Genomic DNA, 25,053 nt, shown 5'->3' on the forward strand with positions numbered 1-25,053 from the left:
CGGCAGCGTTGCCGGGCCAGCGAGAGGTTCTTCGTTAGTAGGCGTAGGGCCAGTTGGCCGGGACGAAGCGATAACCCTCGCCGTCCTTTGCAACGCGGCCCATACCGGGGAACGGAATATGCGCGCCTGCAAAGAACAACTTGTCGGCGGCGGCCTGGTCCAGGAATGTCTTGCGTGTCGACACTGCCTGCCCTGGATCAATGTCGAACCCGATACCCCAGTCCGGCCGGTTGAACTGATAGACGGCCATATGAACGATATCGCCCGCAATCACGAGGGTTTCGCCGTTGCTGTCGAACAGATAGCCGGTATGCCCCGGCGTGTGCCCCGGGAGAGCCATCGGCCGGATGCCGGACAGGATTTCCTTGTCGCCGGAAATCAGGGTCTGGCTGTCCTTGTAGGCATCGGCAGCCTTGCGAGCACCGAGGAAGAACGGTTTGAACTGCTCGGGAGCGCCGTTCATTGCCGCATCATCGTACCAGAAGGCCTTGTCCACCTCCGGGAGGATCAGTTCCGCATTCTTGAACACCTTGTTGCCGTCACCATCGATCACGCCGAAGAGGTGGTCCGGATGCATGTGGGTGATCAACAGCGCGTCCACCTGATCGGGTGATACACCTGCGGCTGCCAAGGCATCCGGCAGACGCCCCATGGTCGGGCCCAGAGCATCCGAAGTGCCGGCATCGACAAGGATCAGCCGATCACCGGTGTTGACGAGGTAGGCATTGACGGGAATACGCAATGCCTCACCTTCAACCATGGCTGCATCTCTCAGGCGCTGCCCTTCTGATGCGTCGTAGCCGATCACCAGTTCCGGCGTGACATCGAGATAGCCGTCGAGCAAGGCGGTGATTTCAAGATCGCCGACCTTGTAGCGGAGTGCACCTGCCATCGGCTTTCCGACCTGATCGACAGCGGCCTCTGCGGGTGCGGAAAGAAAAGTGACACCACCGGCAGCGGCGAGCGCCCCTGCCCCGGCAGCCGCACCAAGCAGCGAACGTCTGGAAACGGAAATCTGTGAAGTGGTCATAATTGGCCTCCCGGCTCGACCTGATGGAAAACTTTGACGCTCGAACCGTTGGATCGGTCCGGCAGTCCTAAAAGTGTTTCATTGGCTTTGTTTTTAAAGCAGCCAATATCTTATATTACTCATAACCCGTGCTTATGTATGAGGTCGCTCTTCACTCGCTCTCCAACTGGGGCCGCCATGGACAAGCTTTCCTCCCTTTCCGGCTTTGTGCAGGCTGTCAATCTCGGCAGCTTCTCGGCAGCTGCAAAGCTTCTCGGCATCTCGCAACCTGCCGTCAGCCAGCAGGTTCGGGCGCTTGAAGACGATCTGGGCATCAGACTGCTGAACCGGACCACACGTCAACTCAGCCTGACGGAAGCCGGGGAACGCTATTATGCCTATGCAAGGGATATTCTGGAGCGCCTCGATGAGGCCGACCGCTCGGTTCAGAGCGAGGAGGCCCAGATGTCCGGCCCGCTATCGGTGGGGCTGCCTCTTGGCTTTGCGGAAACAATCCTTTCGGACTTCCTGATCCGCTTCAAGAAGGATCATCCCGGCATCCTGCTGGATGTGTCGTTGTCCGACCAGTTTGTCGATGTCATCCAGCAACGGCTCGATGTGGCAATCCGCATGGGTGAGATCGAGGATGACCGGCTGATTGTTCGAAGGCTCGGGCTTGCTCAGCGCTGCCTGGTGGCATCACCAGACTATCTGGATAAACGTGGACGCCCTGTCCATCCCGACGAGCTGCCCGATCACGATTACTTGCTTTACAAGAACATTGCGACCGGGAACCGGGTTCCGTTCATCAGTCCGATCGGTGAAAAGTTGTCTATCAAGATCACGCCGACAATGCTGGTCAACAACTCTTCGACCCTGCGCCGTGCGGCACTCGCCGGTCTCGGAATTGCGCTCTCCAATCGCTGGCTTATCGAGCCGTACCTGCGAACGGGAGACCTGGAAGTGGTGCTGCCACAATGGCAATACCCGCCGCATCCGGTCCATGCGGTCTATCCGTCCAATCGGTTCATTCCGCTGAAAGTGCGCCGGTTTGTCGACAGCCTTTATAGCTTTTTCGAAGACGAAGGCGCATTCCAGTACGCCGGCTAGCCTGCTTCAGGCACTAGTGATTTTCAGCAACATGAGGATACTGCCTTGGCCAGCGACGCGGTTACGGCCTGATGGCCGCCCGGCGGCTGGCGCCGGGCTGGCAGGAATCTCACTCGGTATCGACGACCCAGGTTTCCTTGAGTGCAGCCACTTCCCAGACTTTCCAGGCCTCGGTTGCCTTCATGGCTTCGCTGTATTTGCTCACCACAGGGTCGTTGGATAGCTGGTAGGTCTCGAAACGGCTGACGACGGGTGCATACATGGCGTCGGCAATCGTGAAATCGCCAAACAGAAAAGGACCTCCTGACGCTTCCAGGCATTCTTTCCAGACGGTCACGATGCGGTTGACCTCACCCTTAACCGCGTCGCTGACGGCTTTTGCCGCTACGGGGCGCTGCATGTTCATGGAACATTCGCTGCGAAGAGCGGTAAAACCGGAATGCATCTCCGCCGAGATGGACCGTGCCCAGGCGCGTTTGGCCTTGTCCGTTGGCCACAGGCCTTTGTCCGGAAAGCAGTCGGCGACATATTCCAGGATCGCCAGGCTGTCCCACACCGTCAGGGTGCCATCCTTGAGCACCGGTACTTTTCTGCTTGGTGAAAATGCCGCGAATTCCGGATTTCCATTCTCGAAATCGAAAGGAACCAGGGTCTCCCGGAAGGGAATATCCTTATGCCTGAGAGCGATCCACGGTCTGAATGACCAGGAGGAGTAGTTCTTGTTTCCGATGAAAAGTTCGTAGTCCGACATTGCAGGGCCCTTTTCCGAAACCCGGCAGAAATAACCATGTGTCACCGGGTAGTCTTTTCCTAGGAAGTTCGGCTTCCAGCATCAAATTCAATAAGTTCATGAGATTCATCAGGGTTTTTAATATCCCCTCTCGGCACAATTTTTGCTTGCATATTTGGCAATGCTTGCAGCCAGAATGAGGATCCGATGACATCTGCTCTGCCGCCCACGCCTTCCGTGTTACCGCAATCCGCCAAGGCGCTCCAAAAGCAGCCGAGCGAAACCGAAAGCCGGTTTCTGCAATTCCGCAGCATTCTTGCGGAACAATATGCAGATTGGCGTGAACTGCCTGAAGAAGAGCGAATTCGGCACAAGTATCTTGAAGATCATGGGCTGACCGAACTCGGTCTGGACAACCTTTCCCCCAGAAACAGGGCTGTTCACGAAGAAAAGATCGCCGAAATGACGAAGCAGCCGGTTGTCTCGCCGACACCCTATCGTGGGGCCGATGCAGGGGACGCGCTTTCCCGCCCGGTGATTACCCTGCAATCCGTTCTCGATGTTCACGACGCTTCCCAGGAAGCTGAAGCGGCAGAGGCAACAGCCGACTCAAAGGCCTGATTTCTGCCCTTCGGCCGACATTCGTTTAAGGGTGACATGCTTCTACGACACGAAGAAACGGTCTCAGGAAACAGTCAGGTTTCCACAATGACTTGACGCTTCCCCAACGACATGCCGGAAAAATTGAAAATTCGGCGAAATCGCGCTGTGTTTTTTTCGTAGGCATGCTTGAAATTTGAACCGAAGTGTATGGAATAGAGCGCTCGGGCAAGAAGGCGGGACGAACCCGCTTGCGCCGCGAAGAAGATATTAGGGGAACAAAATATGCGTGTATTGCGTATGGCTGCGGCCGCAGTAGCAGTACTGGCTGCCGTGAGTGGCGCTGAGGCGAAAGACTGGTCAAAGGTGCGTATCGGCACCGAAGGCGCTTATCCTCCGTTCAACTCCCTGACCGCAGACGGCCAGCTGATAGGTTTCGACATCGATATTGCCAAGGCACTCTGCGAAGAAATGAAAGTCGAGTGCGAATTCGTTACCCAGGATTGGGACGGAATGATCCCCGCCCTGCAGGCCGGCAAGTTCGACGCCGTGATCGCTTCCATGTCGATCACCGAAGAGCGCAAGGAAAAGGTCGACTTCACCAACAAGTACTACAACACCCCGCCGGCAATTGCCGTGCCGAAGGATTCCGCTCTGACCGGTACGTCGGATGAAGACCTCAAGGGTGTCGCACTTGGTGCACAGTCCTCCACCACCCACTCCAACTATGCTGAAGAAAAGCTGCCGTCCGCAGATCTGAAGCTTTATCCGACGCCGGATGAATACAAGCTCGACGTTGCCAGCGGCCGTGTCGATGCCGTCATTGACGACGTTGTGGTTCTGTCCGATTGGCTGGCGACCGACGACGGTGCCTGCTGCAAGCTGCTGGGCACCCTGACGCCGGATCCGGTGATCAACGGTGAAGGCGCCGGCATTGCCATCCGCAAGGACGACGGCGAGTTGAAGGAAATGTTCAACAAGGCCATCGAAGGCATCCTGGCGAACGGTAAGTACAAGGAAATCAACGACAAGTACTTCACGTTCGACGTTTACGGCGGCTGATTGGCCTCCAGTTGATCGCATTCCGGTGCAGCGCGCCCTGTGCGCTGCACCACCTGCAGGGAAAAATCCCGCAGTACGGCCGGAGGGGCGGCCGGAATAACAACGACAAACAGAAAGAAGCGCCGGCTTATGAATGAAGCTTTGACGCTACTCTCCTTCGGACCAGAGGGTTGGGGAGACGAAATTGCCTGGGGCGTGGTTGTAACCGTCTGCCTGGCAATAGTAACTTTGCCGTTCGGATTGTTTCTGGGATTTCTGATTGCGCTTGCGAAAAAGTCATCGGAACCCAGCTTGCGCCTGGCGGCCAATATCTACACCACTCTTTTCCGGGGCTTGCCGGAACTGCTGACCTTGTTTCTGGTCTACTTCGGACTACAGATCGCGATACAGGTCTTGCTGAAGATGGCCGGCTTCGACTTCTATTTTGAAGTCAATTCGTTTGTCGCCGGTGTCATCGCACTGTCCTTCGTCTTTTCTTCCTATGCTTCCGAAGCGTTTCTTTCCGCCTTTCGCGGGATCCCGCAGGGACAATACGAAGGCGGATATGCGCTTGGACTGTCGAAAGGCAAAACCCTTCGACTGGTTGTACTGCCGCAATTGATCCGGCTCGCACTGCCCGCACTTGGAAACAGCTGGCTCGTCCTTCTCAAGGACACCTCACTCGTTTCGGTGGTCGGCTTGTCTGACGTCATGCGCCAGTCCGGGATCGCCGCAAGGGTGACCAAGGAACCCTTCATGTTCTTTGGCATTGCCTGCCTGATCTACCTGGTCCTGGCAATGATATCGTCCACCGGTCTCGTGCGTATCGAGCGCTGGAGCAAACGCGGAGATACGGCACGATGATCTCCGCAAACCCCGCCACAGGCCTGAAACGGCCGCCCGCACCGCCCCGTGGCTGGACCAAGACGCGAATTCTCGGCCATGTCCTCATGGCGCTCTGGATCGTCTCCGGTGCCTGGCTGCTCTACTATCTGGCGATAAACGTCGCCAGTCCTTTCGTGCTGAAGTATTGGCCCGAGTACCTCAGCGGTTTTCTGGTCACCCTTCAGATCGTCGGCCTGTCGTTGCTGATAGGTGCGGTGCTGAGCGTGCCCATCGCAGCTGCACGGGCGTCGAAATGGTGGCTTTTATCGAAGCCTGCCTATTGTTTCGTCTATTTCTTCCGCGGCACACCGCTGCTGGCACAGACCTTCCTTGTCTACTATGGCGCAGGCACCTTCCAGGCACAGCTGGAGGCAGTCGGCCTGTGGGGTCTTTTCCGGGAAGCCTGGTTCTGCGTGATCTTCGCGTTTTCACTGAACACCTCCGCGTATCAGGCCGAAATCCTGCGCGGTGCCATTCAAAACGTGCCCAGAGGTCAGTGGGAAGGGGCTGCTGCTCTCGGCCTCAACAAGCAGATTACCTTCTTCAAGATCATCCTGCCGCAGGCACTGATCGTTGCCCTGCGGCCCTATGGCAACGAGATCATTCTCATGCTCAAGGGTTCCGCCATTGCGGCAATCGTGACGGTGTTCGATCTGTTTGGAGAAACCAGACGGGCCTACTCGAGATCGTATGATTTCCAGGCCTACATCTGGGCAGCGGTGATCTATCTGTTCCTGGTAGAGATGCTGCGCCGCCTGTGGGACAAAATCGAAGCACGCCTGACGCGGCACCTGATACGCTGAGCAGACTTTCAGCGTTCGAAATAATTGGGCCGGGCTTTTCAAGTACCGGCCCGTTTTTCTGTTACCTGTTCCGCGTACGCCTTCTCGATATTTCTTTGGAGGCAAGTCGGCACCGCTCTCCCAAATGGATTGATTTCATTTGATTATCCAAGCGGACGGCGATAACCCGAAGGGACACCCATTCACGGAGCTCTCCCATGCCGAAAACGCCCTCCATTGCCCATGGCCTTCACCTGGACAGCCTGCTGGCCCATGGCGGCGGCGGTTTTGATGCAGCAACAGGCGCTGTCGTGCCGCCGATACAGACTGCTACCACATTCGTGCGTGACGAAACCTATGAGCTGGTCAACCCGGGGCATATCTACAGCCGTGACGACAATGCGCTTTTCAAGAAGACCGAAAAACTGATTGCCGCTCTTGAAGGGGGAGAAGACAGCCGGCTGTTTGCATCCGGCATGGCCGCTGTCGCCGCCGTCGCCCGCATCGTCAAGCCAGGCGGCACACTGCTTGCCCAGTCCGGCATTTACTGGGGGACCACGTTGTTCCTGCGCAAGATGTGTGCACGCAACAACATTGCCCTCGTAGAAGCTGATGCAAGCGACCTTCAGTCCTTCCAGGACGAGATAGCCGTCACGCGCCCGGATCTTGTCTGGCTTGAAGTACCCAGCAATCCATTCTTGAAGGTTGCCGACATCAAGAGCATTGCCAACCAGTGCAAACAGGCGGACGCCCTGCTTGCCGTCGATGCGACCGCCGCAACACCGCTGATCCTCAAGCCTCTGTCGCTCGGAGCGGACCTGGTGATGCATTCGGCGACCAAGGCCCTCAACGGTCATTCAGACCTTCTGGGTGGCGTCGTCACAACCGACAACGCGGGCAGCGAAGCCTGGGCGTTTCTGACCGAGGAACGCAAGTTGGCCGGCGCCGTGCTCGGTTCGTTCGAAACCTGGCTTTTGCTCCGGGGCCTCAGGACACTTGCCTTGCGTGTGGAGCGCATGAACAGATCGGCACAGGTTTTCGCGGAACACTTCGAAAAACACCCGAAAGTGGAAGCCGTGCTTTATCCCGGCGTCAAGAGCCACCCTCATCACGAACTTGCAAAAAGCCAGATGACCGGCGGTTTTGGCTCGCTCATGTCCATTCAGGTCAAGGGCGACAAAACGGCCGCCCTGAATGTCACCGGTGCGCTTGACCTGTTCCAGCGAGCAACCTCCCTCGGCGGCACCGAGAGTCTTGTCGAGCATCGTTTCACCATCGAGGGCGAAGGCTCCGGCATTCCGGAGAACCTGTTGAGGCTGTCCATCGGCATCGAGCATTGCGACGACCTGATTGCGGACATGGAGCAGGCCCTCACTGCGATCTGACGTCTGCCCAGGCTAATCGGCGAGCTGTTCGGCGCGCATGGCCCTGAGCCAGCTCATGAAGGCCTTGAGCGGTGGACGGTTGACACCGGGGCGGGTCACCAGATGGTACCCCGTCCCCGGATAAACGCCGTCTTCAAATAGGACCCTGAGGTTACCTGCCTCGATTTCAGGTTCGACAAAGGTCTTGGCGGTGGCTGAAATACCATCGCCGCGCCGTAATCCTTCCAGCACCATGTAGCCAGGCAAATGGGTGATGTTGAGCTTGCCCTTGGGCACGACGCCTTGGCGCTCCAGCCAGATGGTCAATTCGTTGGTGCCGTATTCCTGCAACCAGGGAAACTCCAGAAGATCTTCAGGGCTTTCGATCTTCTTGTCTCCGATCAGGCAATTGGCACCGATCACCGCAAAATTCGTCGGGATGAACAGTTCCGATTCAAGCCCTGTCCAGTTGCCCTTGCCGAAACGGATCGCCAGGTCGACGCCGCCAGGTCTGAGTTCAACCACTTCGGCCGTCGGATTGAGCATCAGTTCGATGTCGGGATGCTTGTGCCGGAAATCGCTGATCCGCGGCATCAGCCAACTTATGGCAAAGGACGGCGTCATGGTGATGTTGAGCGGACGGACCAGATCTTCCCGCGTCAATTCATCGACTGTCTCCCTGATGATTTCAAAGCCTTCGCTCAGACCTTCAAAGAGCTGCTTGCCTTCAGGGGTCAATGCAATGCCCCTGCCCTCACGGACAATCAGTTTCAACCCCAGAAACTGCTCCAGAGCCTTGACCTGTTGACTGACGGCCGCGTGAGTGACGTTCAATTCTCTTCCCGCGGCCGAGAGACTGCAGGTCTCGGCAACGGCAGTAAAGGTTCTCAGACTGTTCAGGGATGGGAGAGATCGCCAATCCATATGTAATTTCACCTTACATTTTGAAAATCTTCCTGACTGGCATCAGCAGCCGTAAACAGCCACATTACTCTCACACAACGCAGCGAGAGGATGTAAGCATATGTTTGATATTTACGCACGTAGCTTCCTGGAAGCAACCCGGTTCTCCAGCAACACCCGTCCGGATCCGCGCACCCAGCGGCACCTGGACGCCCAGTCGGCGAAGCGGGAACGTCATTTGCGGCTCTGGCAGCGCGGGCCCTATTGGATCTAAGCTGACAGCAAGAGGCAAATGGCCTAAAACCATGATGAACCAGTTCAATTAAAGGCCCGGCTCGTACCGGGCCTTCGCATGCGAAGGGAGCGTCGTCATGGCAAAGGTTGCATTTATCGGTCTGGGCGTCATGGGATATCCGATGGCCGGATACCTGAAAACCAAAGGTGGGCACGACGTCACGGTCTATAACCGCACGACTGCGAAGGCCGAGAAATGGGCTGCCGAATATGGCGGCAACTTCGCCAAGACCCCGAAGGAAGCAGCTGAAGGTTGCGACTTCGTCTTTTCCTGCGTCGGAAACGACGACGATCTGCGCTCCGTGACGACCGGCGAAGATGGTGCCTTTCATGGATTGAAAGAAGGCGCGATTTTTGTCGACAACACCACCGCGTCTGCCGAAGTTGCCCGTGAGCTTTATGCAGCGGCCAAGGACAAGGGCTGCGGCTTCATCGATGCTCCGGTTTCCGGTGGCCAGGCAGGTGCCGAAAACGGCGTCCTGACAGTAATGTGCGGCGGAGATCAGGATGCTTTCGACAAGGCCAAGCCGGTCATCGAATGCTTCGCAAAATTCGTCGGTCTGATGGGAGAAAGCGGCGCAGGGCAATTGACCAAGATGGTCAACCAGATCTGCATTGCCGGCCTGGTGCAGGGCCTCTCCGAAGCCATCCACTTTGCCAAGAAAGCGGATCTCGACGTCGCCAAGGTCATCTCCGCAATTAAAGGCGGGGCTGCCCAATCCTGGCAGATGGAAAACCGGTGGGAGACCATGAATGCCGGCAAGTTCGACTATGGCTTTGCGGTCGACTGGATGCGCAAGGATCTCGGCATCTGCCTGAAGACCGCAAATGATACCGGTGCCCGCCTGCCTGTTACGGCGCTGGTCGATCAGTTCTATGCCGAAGTTCAGGCCATGGGCGGCAAACGTTGGGATACGTCCAGCCTGATTGCCCGCCTGGAAAATGCCGACAAGTCATAAACGGGCACCCATATGCCCCAAGTCCCGGACACGACCTTCACGCTTGAAAACGTATTGAACGATCTGCGTGAAGCGGGAACGGAGCCGAACCGTGCTGGAATGGCGCGGTTCGGCATCGAAACAGATCGGGCCTTCGGCGTTCCACTCTCAGTGCTGCGTCCGTTGGCCAGATCCATAGGCCCTTCCCCGGACCTTGCACGGGAACTCTGGGCCAGCGGCTTTCACGAAGCGCGGCTCTTGGCAATCCTTCTGACCCCACCCAGGCACCTGGCACCCGAGCTTGCCCTTCAATGGCTGAACGACATCAATTCCTGGGATCTGTGCGATCAGCTCATGAATGTTCTGGCCCGTCGTGCCGGTTCAAATGAACTGGTTCCAGCACTTGCCGCAGACGAACGCGAATTCGTCCGGCGGGCCGCCTTTGCACTGATCGCCTGGCGCGCCGTCCACGCCAAGACAGCGCCCGAATCCGAGTTTCTGGACTACTTTCCCTTGATCCGCGCTGCTGCCACGGACGAGCGAAACTTTGTCTGGAAAGCGGTGCACTGGGCCCTCCGCCAGATCGGCAAGCGCTCCTTGCCTCTGCATGGCGCCGCTCTCGCGATTGCCGAAGACCTTGCAGCATCCGAAAACCGGACAGCCCGCAAGGTCGGCAATGCGGCTGCCCGGGAGCTTTCGTCCAAGAAGGTTCTGAACCGCCTCAACAAGGCTGCAGACATCTAGTTAAATGTTGCTGTCGATCTATTATCGACTGCCGCTTACTGACCTGCCGCTTCCTTGGCGATGGCATCCAGCAAGGCATTCACTTCACCGATAGCCGCCTTGGATTCCTCAGAGCCTGTTTCGCCGAGGTGACGATATCCGACCGTTACGGTGCCAGGCTGGTCCGGAGTTTCGTAGACGAATACCGAATAGGGGCAATAGGCGATGTTCGCAGCGTCAGCCTCCATCACCTTGCGCGAGAGATTGGCCGAGCAGAACAACATGGCCTGCGCCTTGACGAAGATCTGCTTCTGACCACCGACATCTTGTGATGTGCGATCCAGCATGTCGCCTATGTGTGAGACGTAATCGATGACCAGGCCATGATTGACGATGGCATTTTCAAGATCGAAACGCACATCATCAAAGGCCGCAGAAACCTGGTAGGCGGTAACGCCTTCCGGAATTGACTGGGCGCTGGCGGCTCCGGTGCCGCAAACTGCGAGGCCCACAAATGCAATTGCAATCCGAAACGGCTTCCTGAAACTTTCAAACATGCGACGTCCTCCCGAGCATGAAGACCAGAATACTCCGCTCTTCATGCCCGCGCCATTGATACATCGCAAATTTTGAATATTTCCTCGACTATCTCCGGCTCAGATATCGACCTCGACGGTACCGATCGGATTCGAGCAGCAGGCCAGAATGAAACCGGCCTCGATATCTTCATCGCTGATGCCGCCAGAGTGGACCATGTGAACTTCACCGGAGAGTTTCTTCACCTTGCAGGTGCCACACACACCGAACGTACAGCCCGACGGGATATTGAGCCCTGCATCCTTTGCAACTGCCAGAACCGTGTCGGTTTCCGAACACCAGGAAGACACCTTGGAGTTGGCAAAGACGATCTGGGCCTGCACGTCGTCCTGAGGTACGACGTCATCGAACTCTGTCAGTTCAGCCTTGGTTTCTGCCGGCGCCTGGAAGCTTTCCTGGAAATAGTTTTCCATGTTGAAACCGAGCGAGTTCAGAATCTCGCGCACGGATTCCATGAAGCCTTCGGGGCCGCAGCAATAGACTTCGCGCTCCAGATAGTCGTTGCACATCAGGCCCAGCATCAGCTGGTTGAAGTGCCCGCGATAACCGGTCCAGACCTCGTAAGGATCGCTCTTCGTGACGACGAAGTGCAATTGCAAACCGTTCACGCGGCTTGCCATGTACTCAAGCCGCTTGCGGAAGATCAGATCAACAGGCCGGGTTGCGCACTGGATGAAACAAATGTCCGGATCCTCACCGCGCTCGAAAAGCGTCGTCGCCATCGACATCATGGGCGTAACGCCGGAGCCGGCTGAAATGAACAGGTACTTGTTGTCCGGATTGCGCGGCAGATGGAACAGCCCAGCCGGTCCATAAGCCTTGATCTGCATGCCGGGAACAAGGTTCTCCAGCATCCATTTCGTACCGACGCTGTCCTGCTGGACCTTTACCGTAACCGAGATATAGGCGTTCGTCACCGGCGAAGAGGAAATCGTATAGGTGCGTTGAACGTTTCCGCCAGGCACCGGGAGATCGAGCGTGATGAACTGGCCGGCCCGATAGACGAAAGTCGCGCCTGATGGCGGACGGAAGGTGAAGGTTTTCACCCCCGGCGCCTCGGGCAGAACACTCACGCATTCCAGAACTTCACTGTCGGACCAGACCGGCGTATCGCGTCCGGGCATCGGGATCATCGTACTACTCCGCCGCGACACGGAAACGGCCCATCAGACCGTTTTCCAGGGTTCGGGCATACCAGTCGACGAACTGGATGACGCCGCTTTCCTGAGCCGGAGAATACGGCCCCGGTTCATAGGCCGGTGACTTGATGCCGATCTGGTTTTCCTCAACGATCTGACGGTCCTCATCGTTGGTGTGGACCCAGACTTCCGTCAGCCGCTTGAGGTCGTAGTCGACCCCTTCCTGAGCGTCCTTGTGCACCAGCCAGGTGGTTGTCACCTCGGTTTCCATGGGACTGATCGGCAGAACGCGGAAAGTCAGCACCTGGTCGGACAGGAAGTGGTTCCAGGTGTTCGGATAATGGAAGAACAGGCAAGACCCCGCGTTGTCGAAGGGCACGGACCCGATACGCTTGGAAACGGCTGCCTTGCCATCCATGGTGTAGCTGACCGCATCTCCCAGGAACGGAATGCGCACGAAACGCCATTGCTCGGACGGCGAAATCAGGAACCTGGACGGAAGTCCTGCGCTTTCGCAGCGTTCCACATGCGCCTTGCCGACGTTTGAAGAGGTTGAATCGTCACCACCCACGAGGTTGGGATCGTCCGGGAACGTCCGGCATAGCGACGGATGCGACCCGGAGCAGTGATAGCACTCGCGGTTGTTTTCCAGAACAAGCTTCCAGTTACCCTGCTCAACGATGGTCGACTGGTGGGCAACCTTGAGGTTGGAAAGATCGTGCGGGCCGAGATAGCGTTCAGCCTGCTTTTCAAGTTCCGTGGTGTCGGGAGCAACTGCAGCAAGGCAGATGAACACCATGCCTGAAACGGTCACGCAGTGCACGGTCTTCAGTCCATGGTTTTCCGGCTTGAACTCCGGACCCATTTCGCGCGCCCACAGAAGCTTGCCGTCGAGTTCGTAGGTCCACTGGTGGTACGGACAGACCAGCTTGGGCGCCGAACCCTTGGATGCTGCACAAATGCGGCTGCCGCGGTGACGGCAGGAATTGTGGAATGAGCGAATGACACCGTCGGCTCCGCGCACGATGATGATGTTGTAATCACCGATCTGAAGCGTGACGTAATTTCCCGACTTCGGCAGCTCGGCAGACGGAATGGCGAAAATCCATTCCTTCTGCCAGATGTTCTTCAGGTCCGCCTGGTAGACGTCGGCATCGGTGTAGAAGGCCTGGGGCAAAGAATACCCGGCTCGTCGGCCCATCAGAAGTGATAGAATTTCCGCATCGCTGAACATGGTGACACATCCTCTTTGGCCGAGTCTCCCGGCCTGTCCTTGCCGGGAACGTTAGGCCCACCCGACCCCACCGCCGTAGCGCAAAAGCGTCATTTGGTTATCCATGTAAGACGCTGCCCAAATTTTCCGCGTGCAGTGCAGCATCACGTCAAATGTCCTTGACCAAACGTAACGCATCATAGATTGCCGCATGGGTGTTACGAGCCGCAACCGCATCGCCAATGCGGAAAAGCGCGAATGTGCCATCCGGGTTGGCCTCGAGAGGCTGCGGGCGGCCAAAAATCAACGCTTCCTGCTGAACAGCACCAAGGTTTTTCGACATCGGCTTCAGCTCGAAATAGAGTTCGTCCATCGGTATTGTACCGTGATTGACGACGATTTGGTCAAACTCCCGCTCTTCCGTGTGGCTGGAATAGTCTGTTCCGACGACCGCGGTGATCAAGTTCCCGGAACGCTTTGCAGCTTTCAGGCGGTAGGTGACCGTGAAGCGAACGTCCTTGTCTTGCAGCGATCGCATGTAAGGCACCAGGTTCATTGCCATGACATCCGGGGCGAAGGACCTGTCCGGCGTCATGATCTCCACGTGAGCGCCGGATTTTGCGATCATCTCGGCCGCCTGAAGTGCGGGATGATCACCGGCATCGTCGTAGACGAGTACACGTTTGCCCGGCTTGACGTCGCCAGCAATGATATCCCAGGCAGAGACAACAAGATCATTGCCTTCGCTCAGGACTTCCGTATGCGGCAAGCCTCCTGTTGCGACGATCACCACATCCGGGTTTTCTCCCGTGATATCTTCTGCTTCTGCAAAAGTGTTGAAACGGAACTTCACGTCTTTCGCCAGGCACTGGTCCATTCGCCAGTCGATTATGGAGATCATTTCGCGCCTGCGCTCGGATTGCGCTGTCAGCCGGACCTGACCACCGGCATGTGGCGCTGCCTCGAACACGATCACATCGTGCCCCCGTTCACCTGCAACGCGCGCCGCTTCCATGCCGGCGGGCCCTGCGCCAACGACGACCACCTTCTTTTTCGTGTCCGCGAGTGGGATCTCGTGGGGCATGGTCAATTCCCGACCGGTTGCCGGGTTGTGGATGCAAAGTGCATCGCCAGCCTGATAGATGCGGTCGAGACAATAGGTTGCTCCCACACAGGGGCGGATATCCCCTTCTCGCTTTTCGGCAATTTTCCTGACCACCATCGGGTCGGCCATATGTGCCCGCGTCATGCCGACCATGTCCAGAAGCCCTTCGGCGATCGCATGGCGCGCTGTTGCGACATCGGGGATCTTGGCCGCATGGAAGGTCGGCATGCCGACTTCCTTCTTGATGCGGCCGGCAAAATCCAGATGCGGGGCGTTGCGCATGCCCTGGACGGGAATCACGTCGGTGAGCCCCGGATCAGTGTCGATGTGGCCCCGAATGACATTGAGGAAGTCGACCTGTCCCGTAGCCTTCAGGCGACGGGCAATTTCAAGACCTTCGTCTTGCGTGATGCCTCCGTCCAGATCCTCATCCGCGGTAAAACGGATGCCCAGAATGAAGTCGTCACCAACCCTCTGCCGAACCGCCTCGATGACTTCGAGCGAAAAGCGCATCCGGTTTTCCAGTGAACCACCGTACGGCCCATCCAGCGTGTTGGTGACCGGCGACCAGAACTGGTCCATCAGGTGACCGTAGGCCTGCAGCTCTATGCCATCCATTCCGCCGGCCTTCATGCGTTCAGCCGCGTCGGCATAGTCGGCTATGATGCGGGCGATGTCCCACTCTTCGACCTGCTTGGGAAAGGCCCGGTGCGCTGCTTCACGTTCATGGCTGGACGAAACCGCAGGTAACCAGTCCCCCTTGTTCCAGTGTGTCCGGCGACCAAGATGGGTCAGCTGGATCATCACCGCACAATCGTGTTCGTGGCAGGCATCCGTAAGCCGCTTGATCCACGGCACGACTTCGTCCTTGTAGGCAAGGATATTGTTGAAGACGGGCGGCGAGTTGCGAGAGACGGCCGCGGAGCCGGCGGTCATGGTCAGTGCGACACCGGCCTTTGCCCGGACCTCGTGATAGGCGCGATACCGGTCCTTCGGCATGCCATCCTCAGGATACGCAGGCTCGTGCGACGTGATCATGATCCGGTTTTTCAGCGTCAAATGTTTCAGCTGATAGGGCTGCAACAACGGATCTTTCGACATCTCTTTCCTCTCCGGGCATTCCACCGCGTCACGGATTTCCTCAGGTTTGCAAAGATTAATTCCCGCCGATCATCTTTGAAAAGTCTAAAAAGCGACATATGTGTCGCTTTTGTCGACATTGGTGTCAATTTTGATTGCCGGTAGGCCGGTGCTTTGTTATCGCAAGCACATGAGCGACCTATTGATCGAAAAAACGTCCGGTTGGCGCGGCACACGTGAAATCTGGATCGAAGCTGCCTACCAGGCGCTGATTGAACATGGCATTGATGCCGTCAAGGTGATGCCCCTGGCCGACAGGCTCGGTCTGTCGCGGACCAGTTTCTACGGCCATTTCTCAGACCGGAACGACCTGCTCGACGCCTTGATCACCCAGTGGCAAACGAAAAACACCGGCAATCTGGTCAAACGGACCGAGGATTACGCGGAGACAATCACCGAGGCGATCCTGAACCTTTTCGATTTGTGGCTGCTGCCGGAGCTGTTCGATTCCCGGCTGGAATTTGCGATGCGCAACTGGGCACATGCGGATCCGGACCTGACACCCATGCTGGAAGAAGCCGACCGTGTACGCATCGAGGCTTTTACGGCGATGTTCGAACGTTTTGGCTATGAACACGCCTCGGCCGACGTGAGAGCCAACACCATGTATCTGACGCAGATCGGCTATATCTCCATCGTCAAGGATCGGCCGAGCGAGCCGCTTGGCCCCAGGCTTCAGCGCATGCCCCACTACATCGAGATCTTTACCGGGAAAACCGTATCCGATGCCGAATTCGCCAGGTTTCGCGCGCGTCATCCGCTGGGTCCCGGTAAGACTGAATGATTATGGGTGACCACGACCCGAGTTGATCCTATCCTGCCCCGACAAGGAAGGATCATGACCACCTCGCAAGACGCCTCAACGCCCTCCTCCTCGGTTCCCCCCGGCATTGATGCCGGTTTCTGGCGCCGGACAGCACCGCCGGACTTGCGCAGCCTTTTCACCGACATCATCGGCTACGAAGAGCGAAACCCTCAGACGAACAGGCAGGTTGAAACCGCCTCGCTGACCATTCCGCTCATCCTGAGTTTCGGCGATCCGTTTGAAATCGCGCTCGGTCAGCATCCAACCGCTGAAAACGAGCGTCCCACCTTTCTGGCTGGGCTCAGCAGTTCTCCGGTTTTCATTCAGTCAAATGGCCGTGCCAAATGCCTGCAGATCAACTTTACTCCCATCGGTGCCCGTCATTTTTTCCGGTTCCCCATGGACCTGCTGACAGACCAGATGTTGCCGTTTGCCGATGTCGCGGAACCGGAACTGGCTGAATTTGTCCGCTGGATCGAGGATCTGACAAGCTGGAATGCGCGGCTTGATCATGCCCTTGCCTACGTCATCAAACGCCTACGGCAAGACACCGTCCAACGAACGCCGGCGGACCATGTGTTGCGACGGCTACTTGAAACCGGAGGCCAGGTCTCAGTCACATCGTTGGCTAAGGAGATTGGCTGGAGCCGAAAGCACCTGGCACAAAAATTTCGGAAGGATATCGGCCTTCGACCCAAGACGGTTGCCCGGGTGATCCGCTTCGGCAAGGTACTCAAACATGCTCAGAACTGTTGCGACATCGATTGGGCCGGCTTGGCGGTCGATTGTGGTTACTCCGATCAGGCCCATCTCATTCGGGACTTTTCCGAGTTTTCCGGTCAGTCACCGGAAGCCTGGCGCGCACGGCTGCTGAATGGCACTGCCAACACCTGGTAGGTAACAAAACTTCAATCCCGCAAAATCGCGAAGAGCTATCACCTCCTTCATCAAAGGAGGTACGACATGTCTCATGAAGCAAGCAGAATTTATCCCGTTTTCCGGTTCGGCAATGCCAATGCGATGATCAAGTGGCTCGCAGATTCATTCGGGTTTGTCGAACACGAAGTGCACAGGGACGACCAGGGCACTGTGGTGCATGCAGAGCTGGCTTTCGGATCAGCCATGGTCATGGTCGGTCAGGCTCGCGACGACGCTTTTGCAAAGATCATCGGGCATCCGGACGGCCCTTGCGGCAAGGCAATCTACCTGGCAGTGGAGAATGCCGACAAACTGTTCGACCGCGCCACTGCGGCTGGGGCGACAATCCTGGAGGGGTTGACGAACCGGGACTACGGCAGCCGGGAATTCATTTGCCAGGATCCTGAAGGAAACATCTGGAGCATCGGCACCTATTGGCCCAAAACGTCCACGTGAACCAACCAGAAGACCGAATGAACCTCAGGGTTCGCTGGCCGGAACGGATCGTGTTGCCGGCCAGTTCACTTGTCCCGGTCGGGTTTAGGCTTTTCAGGTGCCACATAGCTGAGCGGCAAGGCCGTGGTGTTCTTGATCTGCTCCATGGCGAAGGTGGTCGAGACATCCGAAATGTCGATCCGGGAAATCAGCTTCTTGTAAAAGGCGTCATAGGCCTCGATGTCCGGCACGGCGACACGCAACAGATAGTCGACCTGACCTGCCATCCTGTAGAATTCGACCACTTCGGGAAACTCCCGGATGACATCGGCGAATTTCTTCAGCCAGTCTTCGGAGTGCTGGCTCGTGGTAATGGCGACGAAGGCCGTTACTTTCGCATTGACCTTTGCCGGGTCCAGCAAGGCGACGCGGCCGGTGATGACACCGTCCTCTTCCATTTTCTGGATGCGCCGCCAGCACGGCGTGGTCGACAGCCCCACCCTGCGGCCGATTTCAGCCACCGGAACGGTACAATCTTCCTGGAGAATGGACAGGATGCGACGGTCGATACGATCAATCATGAATTCAAGATCCGGCCAGGAGCAACAGAGATTCCCGACCGCGCAGACCGCAACATGTTGGGAAATCATTTTCATTGAAGATAAAAACTCGTAACTGAGTTTCAATGAAAATGTCAATTCTCACCGAAATGAGAATTATTTTCGAATTCCAGCAATTAGGGCACCATTGTAAGGCGCTGAACCTCGCCTCTAAGAACTGGCAGCAGCTCGGTTTCAAACCACGGGTTCTTTCTCAGCCACGCATTGTTGCGCCAGGAAGGATGCGGCAACGGCAGGACCGCCGGTTTGCCGTCCATCTGCCGAGCAAAATGCTGACGCCAGTTCGACACTGTCTCGGTAAGGGATTTCTGCCGGTTTGACCTAAGATGATAGGCTTGGGCGTATTGGCCGATAACCAGCACCAGTTCGATCTGCGGCATGGCGGCAAACAAGCGGTCATGCCAGGCCTTGCGGCATTCGGTGCGCGGCGGCAGATCGCCCCCTTTTGCGTCCAGTCCAGGAAAACAAAACCCCATCGGCACGATGGCCAGTTTACCGGCGTCGTAGAAAATATCCTCCTCGATGCCCATCCAGTTTCTCAACCGGTCACCTGAAGGATCGGTGAACGGTCTGCCGCTCTGGTGAACGCGTGTGCCTGGCGCTTGTCCGCAGACACAAAGCCTTGCTGTTCCAGACACTTGCAGAACTGGTCTGGGCTCATGCGGTAACGCCGACTTTTCAGGGTTCTCAACGCAGATCCGGCACGACCGCACGTCAGCGGCAAGTCTGTCGAGTGTTTTCGAATTCGTCTTTTCTGACAATGAGTTGCACCTTGGCACAGCCTGTTAACACTTCCCTTACCACGATCTTGAGGATGATCTTAAGGAATGGTGAGTCAGGTTGAATAAACACGCGGCAACGCGATAACAAAATCAAAACTTTGGGCAGCAAATGGCATCGGTTGCGTCAGAAACCGGCGACGACAAAGTCACCATCAACGAACAGCGCGCCAAGCGCCGTCGTGAGATGGCGCGCTCGGCCAACGATGTGCGCAGCCGCCTTGGTACGCCTGAAAACTGGTACACGTCTTTCGATCTGGAACGGCAGCATCTGTTTGCCGACACCCGCATCAACGCTGCCTACGCGGTCCCCCTTCTCGCCCTGATCGTTGCCGCGATCTCCGTTCTGTGGATCAACCCGCTCTTCATCGGCGCCTGGTTTACGGCGACGCTTTGCACCCACTTCATGATGGTGATCACCAGCCATTCCTACGAGAAGGCTCCGTCCGACCAGAAAGCCCGCATCTACTGGCGGCGCAGGTTCGCCTTTGGTGACTTCGTCTACGGTTGCAGCTGGGCCAGCTTCTTTCTGCTGCCCCAGACCAGCGAATCCGGCGACGGATTTGTCATCTTTCATTTCGCAACGCTGCTGATCGTGGTTGCCATGAACACGATGCAGTCGGCCACCCTGCCGAAATGCCTGCTTGCCAGCACCTTGCCCATGACACTGATCGTCACCGTCAGCTTCCTGCAGCAGGTGAACCCGATCCACTATACACTCGCCGCCATGGCGATCGGCGCGCAGGGTTTCTTCCTGATCCTGGGCAACCAGCTTCTGAAGAACGCCAACACGATGCTGGAATACCGGGCCGACAAGGATCACCTGATCGCCGAGCTGGAAACTGCGAACGCGATGTCGGACGAAGCACGTCGCCGCGCAGAGGCTGCCAACCTTGCCAAGTCCCGCTTCCTGGCCACGATGAGCCATGAACTGCGGACACCGCTCAACGCCATCCTCGGATTTTCCGAAATCATGAAGGATGAAGTGCTCGGCAAGATGCACAACAAGAACTACCAGTCCTATGCCGAAGACATTCACGGCTCAGGACAACACCTGCTCAACCTGATCAACGAAATTCTGGACCTGTCCCGCATCGAGGCCGGTCGGCACGAATTGCACGAGGAACCGATCTTCCTGGACGATATCGTCGAGGAATGCGGGACCATGATGAAGGTTCGGGCAAAGGCCAAGACGATTTCGCTTCACCACACCCACGAGCCGGACTTGCCGCGCGTTTGGGCGGACGAGCGAGCCCTGCGTCAGGTGGTGCTCAACCTCCTGTCCAACGCCGTGAAGTTCACACCGGTGAACGGCGAAGTCTGGATCAAGGTCGGACCGACGTCAGATGGCGGACAATACGTCTCGATAAAGGATACAGGCCCCGGCATTCCGGAAGACGAAATTCCGACCGTACTGGAAGCTTTCGGTCAGGGGTCTCATGCCATCAAGACGGCAGAACCGGGGACCGGTCTTGGCCTGTCTATCGTCCAGGCGCTGATCAACATGCACGACGGCAAGTTCTCGCTGAAGTCCAGGCCCGGCGAAGGCACGGAGGTGATCGTCACCCTGCCGAGAGCCAGGATCATGAACTATTCGCCGGATGTCATCTGGGTGGACCCGAACGACAAGGACAGCGGCGTCCCCTCCGGCAAGGCAAGATCGGCCTGATCCGCATCAGCGGTTTCAGGCCGCTTCAATTTCAAAAAGAGCTTCAGTCGTCTTTTTCGGACACACCAGCGTCTGCGAAGGTGGCCATGCCGGAGTGCATTTCGGCGGCGGCCTTGGCAATACCTGCAGCGAGTGCAGCACCGGAGCCTTCACCCAGACGCATGCCAAAATCGAGCAGCGCATCCTTGCCCATGTGCTCGAGCACCTTCGCATGGGCCTGCTCTGCCGAAACATGGGCGAAGAGGCAGTGGTCGAGACCGGCCGGGTCCATCGCATAGACAACAGCAGCAGCAGCCGTCGTGACAAAGCCATCGACAATCACCGGAACGCGCTGCAGGCGTGCGGCAATGATGAGGCCTGTCATGGCTGCAATCTCGCGGCCACCGATGCGACGCAGGATCTCCAGCGGATCGCGTTCGCCGTTCAGTCGAGCAACTGCTTTTTCGACAGCATCGCGTTTGCGGGCAAGGCCCTCGTCGTCAACGCCGGTACCGCGCCCGATCCAGTCTTCAGCCTTGCCGCCGAACAGCGCATTGATGACCGCAGCAGCGACTGTGGTGTTGCCGATCCCCATTTCGCCAAGACAGATCAGGTCAATCCCGCCGGCGAGCGCTTCCATGCCGTATGCCATGGTCGCAGCGCAATTGGCTTCGTCCATCGCGTCTTCCCGCGTGATGCTGGGGGTCGGCATGTCGACCGCCAGGTCGAAAACCTTCAGGCCGATGTCATAAGCGCGGCAGATCTGGTTGATTGCAGCACCGCCAGCCGCGAAGTTCTCGACCATCTGCCGGTTGACAGCACTTGGAAACGCGGACACGCCTTCATCCGCAACCCCATGGGCGGTCGCGAAGATGCCGACCATCGGTCGCGTGATCTTCGGCGGTGCCTTGCCGGACCAGGCAGCCAGCCATTCGGCAATTTCCTCAAGCCTTCCGAGCGAACCGGCAGGTTTGGTCAACTCCGCATCCCGGGCCTTCACCTTCGCGAGCGCATCCTCGTCCGGCCCCGGCATGGATTTCACCAGATTGCGGATATCGTCAAAGGGCAGCGCGGTCTCGGAGAGGGACATGTTCTTTTGGTTCCGGTTGTTCGCGGCCGTCGAGTGGCCACTTGGTCTCGCTTAGCCGCTGTTCTATAACTTCGCCCGGTAAAAACTCAAGCACGGGACCGGCCTGATGAGCTCTGAAACCGACCAAGAGCCTGATTCACAGGTTGAAACGCGGTCCAGGAAAACCCGGGATCAACACCAGGTCTGGCTGGACGGGGGCAAGGCACTCGCCGCGGACACGGCAGCTTGCGTACGATTCTTCTCCCGGCTGCCGCTGCCTGCAGTCAACACCGAAGACGACCCGATGTCCCCTCCGGAATTTGTTCGGATCGCCCGTGCAGCGCCTCTGGCAGGTGCAATTATTGCCCTGCCCGCGGCCGGCATCGGTGTTGCGCTCGGTTTCACTCAACTGCCGCTTCTGGCCATTGCGGTTCTCCTGACCGCGGTTCTTGCGGCAACAACCGGAGCGCTTCACGAAGATGGTTTGAGCGACGTAGCCGACGGCTTCTTCGGCGGTGCAACCCGCGAAAGACGCCTCGACATCATGAAGGACAGCCGCATCGGAGCCTTTGGGGCTCTCGCCCTGATGATCTCGGTACTCCTGCGCGCCGTCCTGCTTGCAGCGCTTTGGCAAAAATTCGGGCCGGCTGATGCGGCGCTGCTTTTTCTTGCCGGAGAAGCCCTCAGTCGGTTGCTGCTTGTCTGGCAGTGGCAATGCCTGCCATCTGCAAGACCTGAAGGGCTTGGAGCTCGCTTTGGAAAGCCGTCCCGGTCAACCGTGCAACAAGCTTTTCTTGTGACGTTGCCCGTGATGCTGCCTGCGTTCTTCCTGCTCTCCCTGCCGGCCTTGCTGCTGGCCCTTGTCATCGCCATCGCCGCGGCACATGCGACCGGTCGGCTTGCCGTGTCCAAGATTGGCGGAGCCACTGGCGATGTTTTAGGCGCAGTTCAACAACTCACTGGTCTTGGCTTTCTTGCAGGGATGCTTATGGTGCCGTGAGTAGCGGATAGAGGCCTTGGTGGCGGGAATAGCTCACATGTCAGTATCGGGCAATTCAGTTAGACGAGAAGCAACAGGTTTGCGCGCAGCAACCCTGTTGATCGTTTTTGCCATCTTGTCCGCCTGTTCCGGAAGGCCGGAAGTCGGAGCGCTCGCGCTCAACGAAGACCCGGTCGTTGGTGCCAGGGTAAATGATATCCTGATCGTCACCACCCGCCAGCGGGACGACCGCCCCGACACCTATTTCAGCGGTGAGCGTTCAGCCGCGGTCAATTACGCTGAAGCCTCGATTTCGGTACCGCCTTCTCACAAACCGGGCCAGATCGAGTGGCCCGAAAGTCTGCCGGGTAACCCCAAGACCGACTTTGTTGCTCGCAAGGCCGACTACATTGCCGACAAGGCCGCCTTCCGGCGTTCCGTCAACGCCAGGCTTGCCAGTTTGCCACGTGGCGAACGCGACATAATGCTGTTCATTCACGGCTACAACACGCGCTTTCCGGAAGGGCTTTACCGGTTCGCGCAGATTGTCAACGACAGTCAGTTCCAGGGCGTCCCGGTTCTGTTTACCTGGGCCTCGCGCGGCAAGCTTCAGGATTACGTCTACGACCTCAACAGCGCCGCGATTGCTCGCGGAGCCCTTGAAGAAACGCTTGTGGAACTTGCCAAGACCAATGCCGACAACATCACCATTCTTGCCCACTCAATGGGCAATTGGCTGTTGATGGAAACCGCGGTACAGGCACGACCGGAAAACCGCCGGCTTGTCGCAAAGCATGTCAACGACATCGTTCTGGCGGCGCCCGACATCGATATCGACCTCTTCAAGACCCAGCTCAAGCGAATTGGCCCGATGCCTCGGCCCTTTACCGTTATCGTTTCGCGTGACGACAAGGCCCTGCGCATCTCGCGCACCATTGCAGGTGGTAAGGAACGTGTCGGGGCTTTTTCCAACGATCAGGAACTGGCGGAACTCGGTGCTGTCGTTATCGACGTGACCGAGCTTGAATCGCTGGACAGCACGAACCATTCGAAATTTGCACAGCTTGCACAGCTGCAGCCTGACTTGCGCAAGGCACTCGGCAGCTCCGCACTCGGGTCCAGTGCCGACCACAACCGTGGCGCCAATCTTGGTGACGACCTGGGGTCCTTTGTGGGCACGACGGCACAGGCAGCAGTTACCTTGCCGATCAAGGTCATCACCGCGCCGTTCACCTATGCGTCAGGCGGCTATTGATCCGGTCATTATTCGCTGTTTTCCGCCCAATACAGTCTTGGCAACGCCACAATCTGCGGCCATATGCGCTTCATGAAGTCACCTTGTATCAACATCTGCCAGATCGACGCCAAATCAGGCCTTTGCGCAGGCTGCCTGCGCACTCTTGACGAAATCGCGTCCTGGGCGAGTTACAGTGAGGCCAAGCGCAACCAGATCCTCGCAGAATTGGCGAACCGGCCTCAGTCGACCACTCCACCCGGAGTGCGAGGATGAACAATCCCAGAAACTACCGCGGCCTGATGGTTGTCATTCTGGTGCTGGTCATGGCCGTTGCCGCTTTCTATGCGTTTTTTGGTGACCCGACCGACCCGGCGAATGTCAACTTCGATGACACTGGCCCCCGGGTTGTTGCCCTTTCCGCACTCGCCTTCGTTTTTCTGGCCAGTTTCCTGTTCGGCCAGCCGAAAGCCCGCGAAATCCTGCATGGCACGGTTTTCTGGGGAGGGTTCTGTGCCCTGCTCGTTGTAGGCTATGTCTACAAGGCGGAACTGGTCCAGGCGGGTTACCGCGTTCTTGGAGCACTGGCACCCGGACTTGCCGTGACCCAGCCCGACGGCACCATTCTGATTGTCCGCGATGCTGGCGGACATTTTGTACTGGATGGACGCATCAACGGTGCCCGTGCGGAGTTTCTGCTTGATACAGGTGCCAGTGCCGTTGTCCTGACCTATGAAGACGCGCTGCGTGCCGGCTATCGCCCACAAGACCTGACATTTTCAGTACCGGTTTCCACCGCCAACGGCCGTGCACTGGTCGCGCCGGTGAAGATCGACACGATCACCATCGGCGATCACACGCTGCGCAACATCCGCGGTTTCGTCGGGCGCCAGGGGACGCTCGATTCCAGCCTTTTCGGCATGACCGCACTTGATCATCTGCGCAGTTGGCGCATCGAAGGCGACAAGTTGATCATGACGCCTTGAGCGGATC

General features: G+C 57.6%; 27 protein-coding genes. 17 read left to right on the forward strand and 10 right to left on the reverse strand.

Annotated features, from left to right (window positions below):
- Positions 1–34: 34 nt before the first annotated feature.
- Positions 35–1,030 carry an MBL fold metallo-hydrolase gene (locus B0E33_RS28090; RefSeq protein ID WP_077293046.1) on the reverse strand — a complete coding sequence of 332 codons (996 nt, stop codon included), beginning with the start codon at positions 1,028–1,030 and terminating at the stop codon, positions 35–37.
- 177 nt (positions 1,031–1,207) lie between these two features.
- Between B0E33_RS28090 and B0E33_RS28095 the strand changes: the two genes are divergently transcribed.
- Positions 1,208–2,119, forward strand: coding sequence for a LysR family transcriptional regulator (locus tag B0E33_RS28095; protein ID WP_077293047.1), 912 nt, complete (start codon positions 1,208–1,210; stop codon positions 2,117–2,119).
- A 109-nt stretch (positions 2,120–2,228) separates the two neighbouring features.
- Here B0E33_RS28095 and B0E33_RS28100 read toward each other — a convergent pair whose 3' ends face one another.
- A complete protein-coding gene (locus tag B0E33_RS28100; protein WP_077293764.1) occupies positions 2,229–2,870 on the reverse strand; it encodes a glutathione S-transferase family protein in 642 nt (213 codons plus the stop codon).
- A 186-nt stretch (positions 2,871–3,056) separates the two neighbouring features.
- Here B0E33_RS28100 and B0E33_RS28105 point away from each other — a divergent pair, with 186 nt between their 5' ends.
- From B0E33_RS28105 to B0E33_RS28125, 5 genes are all read left to right on the forward strand, one after another.
- On the forward strand, positions 3,057–3,470 hold the full coding sequence (locus B0E33_RS28105) for a hypothetical protein (protein ID WP_077293048.1): 414 nt from the start codon (positions 3,057–3,059) through the stop codon (positions 3,468–3,470).
- Between the two features lie 264 nt (positions 3,471–3,734).
- Positions 3,735–4,511 (forward strand): ABC transporter substrate-binding protein, encoded by a 777-nt coding sequence (locus B0E33_RS28110; protein ID WP_031268815.1) that lies wholly within the window; start codon positions 3,735–3,737, stop codon positions 4,509–4,511.
- 129 nt (positions 4,512–4,640) lie between these two features.
- Entirely contained in the window at positions 4,641–5,354 is a 714-nt protein-coding gene (locus B0E33_RS28115) for an ABC transporter permease (RefSeq protein WP_031268816.1), read from the forward strand.
- On the forward strand, positions 5,351–6,178 hold the full coding sequence (locus B0E33_RS28120) for an ABC transporter permease (RefSeq protein ID WP_022999479.1): 828 nt from the start codon (positions 5,351–5,353) through the stop codon (positions 6,176–6,178). The genes B0E33_RS28115 and B0E33_RS28120 overlap by 4 nt, the downstream gene beginning before the upstream one ends.
- 197 nt (positions 6,179–6,375) lie before the next feature.
- The gene (locus B0E33_RS28125) at positions 6,376–7,542 is read left to right on the forward strand and encodes a trans-sulfuration enzyme family protein (protein WP_077293049.1); all 1,167 of its coding nucleotides are present in this window, start codon (positions 6,376–6,378) and stop codon (positions 7,540–7,542) included.
- A 12-nt stretch (positions 7,543–7,554) separates the two neighbouring features.
- Here the strand turns inward: B0E33_RS28125 and B0E33_RS28130 are convergent, their stop codons facing one another.
- Positions 7,555–8,445, reverse strand: coding sequence for a LysR substrate-binding domain-containing protein (locus B0E33_RS28130; RefSeq protein ID WP_022999481.1), 891 nt, complete (start codon positions 8,443–8,445; stop codon positions 7,555–7,557).
- A 100-nt stretch (positions 8,446–8,545) separates the two neighbouring features.
- On the opposite strand from B0E33_RS28130, the gene B0E33_RS31045 reads away from it, so the two are divergent.
- From B0E33_RS31045 to B0E33_RS28140, 3 genes are all read left to right on the forward strand, one after another.
- Entirely contained in the window at positions 8,546–8,698 is a 153-nt protein-coding gene (locus B0E33_RS31045; protein WP_022999482.1) for a hypothetical protein, read from the forward strand.
- A gap of 97 nt (positions 8,699–8,795) precedes the next feature.
- Positions 8,796–9,677, forward strand: a complete 882-nt coding sequence (locus B0E33_RS28135; RefSeq protein WP_022999483.1) for an NAD(P)-dependent oxidoreductase — start codon at positions 8,796–8,798, stop codon at positions 9,675–9,677.
- A gap of 12 nt (positions 9,678–9,689) precedes the next feature.
- Positions 9,690–10,400 carry a DNA alkylation repair protein gene (locus tag B0E33_RS28140; RefSeq protein ID WP_077293050.1) on the forward strand — a complete coding sequence of 237 codons (711 nt, stop codon included), beginning with the start codon at positions 9,690–9,692 and terminating at the stop codon, positions 10,398–10,400.
- 35 nt (positions 10,401–10,435) lie between these two features.
- Here the strand turns inward: B0E33_RS28140 and B0E33_RS28145 are convergent, their stop codons facing one another.
- From B0E33_RS28145 to B0E33_RS28160, 4 genes are all read right to left on the reverse strand, one after another.
- The gene (locus tag B0E33_RS28145) at positions 10,436–10,936 is read right to left on the reverse strand and encodes a DUF302 domain-containing protein (RefSeq protein ID WP_077293051.1); all 501 of its coding nucleotides are present in this window, start codon (positions 10,934–10,936) and stop codon (positions 10,436–10,438) included.
- A 99-nt stretch (positions 10,937–11,035) separates the two neighbouring features.
- Positions 11,036–12,109, reverse strand: coding sequence for an FAD-binding oxidoreductase (locus tag B0E33_RS28150; protein ID WP_022999486.1), 1,074 nt, complete (start codon positions 12,107–12,109; stop codon positions 11,036–11,038).
- Between the two features lie 4 nt (positions 12,110–12,113).
- On the reverse strand, positions 12,114–13,349 hold the full coding sequence (locus B0E33_RS28155) for an aromatic ring-hydroxylating oxygenase subunit alpha (protein WP_077293052.1): 1,236 nt from the start codon (positions 13,347–13,349) through the stop codon (positions 12,114–12,116).
- Positions 13,350–13,497: 148 nt separating this feature from the next.
- Entirely contained in the window at positions 13,498–15,534 is a 2,037-nt protein-coding gene (locus B0E33_RS28160; RefSeq protein ID WP_077293053.1) for an NADH:flavin oxidoreductase, read from the reverse strand.
- A 169-nt stretch (positions 15,535–15,703) separates the two neighbouring features.
- Between B0E33_RS28160 and B0E33_RS28165 the strand changes: the two genes are divergently transcribed.
- The 3 genes from B0E33_RS28165 (at position 15,704) to B0E33_RS28175 (ending at position 17,752) form a co-directional block, all read left to right on the forward strand.
- On the forward strand, positions 15,704–16,357 hold the full coding sequence (locus B0E33_RS28165; protein WP_022999489.1) for a TetR/AcrR family transcriptional regulator: 654 nt from the start codon (positions 15,704–15,706) through the stop codon (positions 16,355–16,357).
- Positions 16,358–16,411: 54 nt separating this feature from the next.
- Positions 16,412–17,275: a helix-turn-helix domain-containing protein gene (locus tag B0E33_RS28170; RefSeq protein WP_077293054.1), complete on the forward strand. Its 864-nt coding sequence runs from the start codon at positions 16,412–16,414 to the stop codon at positions 17,273–17,275.
- 66 nt (positions 17,276–17,341) lie between these two features.
- Complete coding sequence (locus B0E33_RS28175) at positions 17,342–17,752, forward strand: VOC family protein (RefSeq protein WP_077293055.1); 411 nt, start codon at positions 17,342–17,344, stop codon at positions 17,750–17,752.
- Between the two features lie 65 nt (positions 17,753–17,817).
- Here the strand turns inward: B0E33_RS28175 and B0E33_RS28180 are convergent, their stop codons facing one another.
- Complete coding sequence (locus B0E33_RS28180; RefSeq protein WP_031268819.1) at positions 17,818–18,309, reverse strand: Lrp/AsnC family transcriptional regulator; 492 nt, start codon at positions 18,307–18,309, stop codon at positions 17,818–17,820.
- Positions 18,310–18,467: 158 nt separating this feature from the next.
- On the reverse strand, positions 18,468–19,112 hold the full coding sequence (locus B0E33_RS28185; protein ID WP_077293056.1) for a uracil-DNA glycosylase family protein: 645 nt from the start codon (positions 19,110–19,112) through the stop codon (positions 18,468–18,470).
- A 130-nt stretch (positions 19,113–19,242) separates the two neighbouring features.
- Between B0E33_RS28185 and B0E33_RS28190 the strand changes: the two genes are divergently transcribed.
- Entirely contained in the window at positions 19,243–20,799 is a 1,557-nt protein-coding gene (locus B0E33_RS28190) for a sensor histidine kinase (protein ID WP_022999494.1), read from the forward strand.
- A gap of 43 nt (positions 20,800–20,842) precedes the next feature.
- Here B0E33_RS28190 and cobT read toward each other — a convergent pair whose 3' ends face one another.
- The gene (cobT, locus tag B0E33_RS28195) at positions 20,843–21,868 is read right to left on the reverse strand and encodes a nicotinate-nucleotide--dimethylbenzimidazole phosphoribosyltransferase (RefSeq protein WP_077293057.1); all 1,026 of its coding nucleotides are present in this window, start codon (positions 21,866–21,868) and stop codon (positions 20,843–20,845) included.
- Between the two features lie 106 nt (positions 21,869–21,974).
- Between cobT and cobS the strand changes: the two genes are divergently transcribed.
- From cobS to B0E33_RS28215, 4 genes are all read left to right on the forward strand, one after another.
- Entirely contained in the window at positions 21,975–22,847 is an 873-nt protein-coding gene (gene cobS / locus B0E33_RS28200; RefSeq protein WP_077293058.1) for an adenosylcobinamide-GDP ribazoletransferase, read from the forward strand.
- 79 nt (positions 22,848–22,926) lie between these two features.
- Positions 22,927–24,081: an alpha/beta hydrolase gene (locus B0E33_RS28205; protein WP_208997731.1), complete on the forward strand. Its 1,155-nt coding sequence runs from the start codon at positions 22,927–22,929 to the stop codon at positions 24,079–24,081.
- Between the two features lie 72 nt (positions 24,082–24,153).
- Positions 24,154–24,336, forward strand: a complete 183-nt coding sequence (locus B0E33_RS28210; RefSeq protein WP_208993348.1) for a DUF1289 domain-containing protein — start codon at positions 24,154–24,156, stop codon at positions 24,334–24,336.
- A complete protein-coding gene (locus B0E33_RS28215; protein WP_062488963.1) occupies positions 24,333–25,046 on the forward strand; it encodes a retropepsin-like aspartic protease family protein in 714 nt (237 codons plus the stop codon). The genes B0E33_RS28210 and B0E33_RS28215 overlap by 4 nt, the downstream gene beginning before the upstream one ends.
- Positions 25,047–25,053 lie beyond the last annotated feature (7 nt).

Source organism: Roseibium algicola (assembly GCF_001999245.1).
Lineage (GTDB): Bacteria > Pseudomonadota > Alphaproteobacteria > Rhizobiales > Stappiaceae > Roseibium > Roseibium algicola.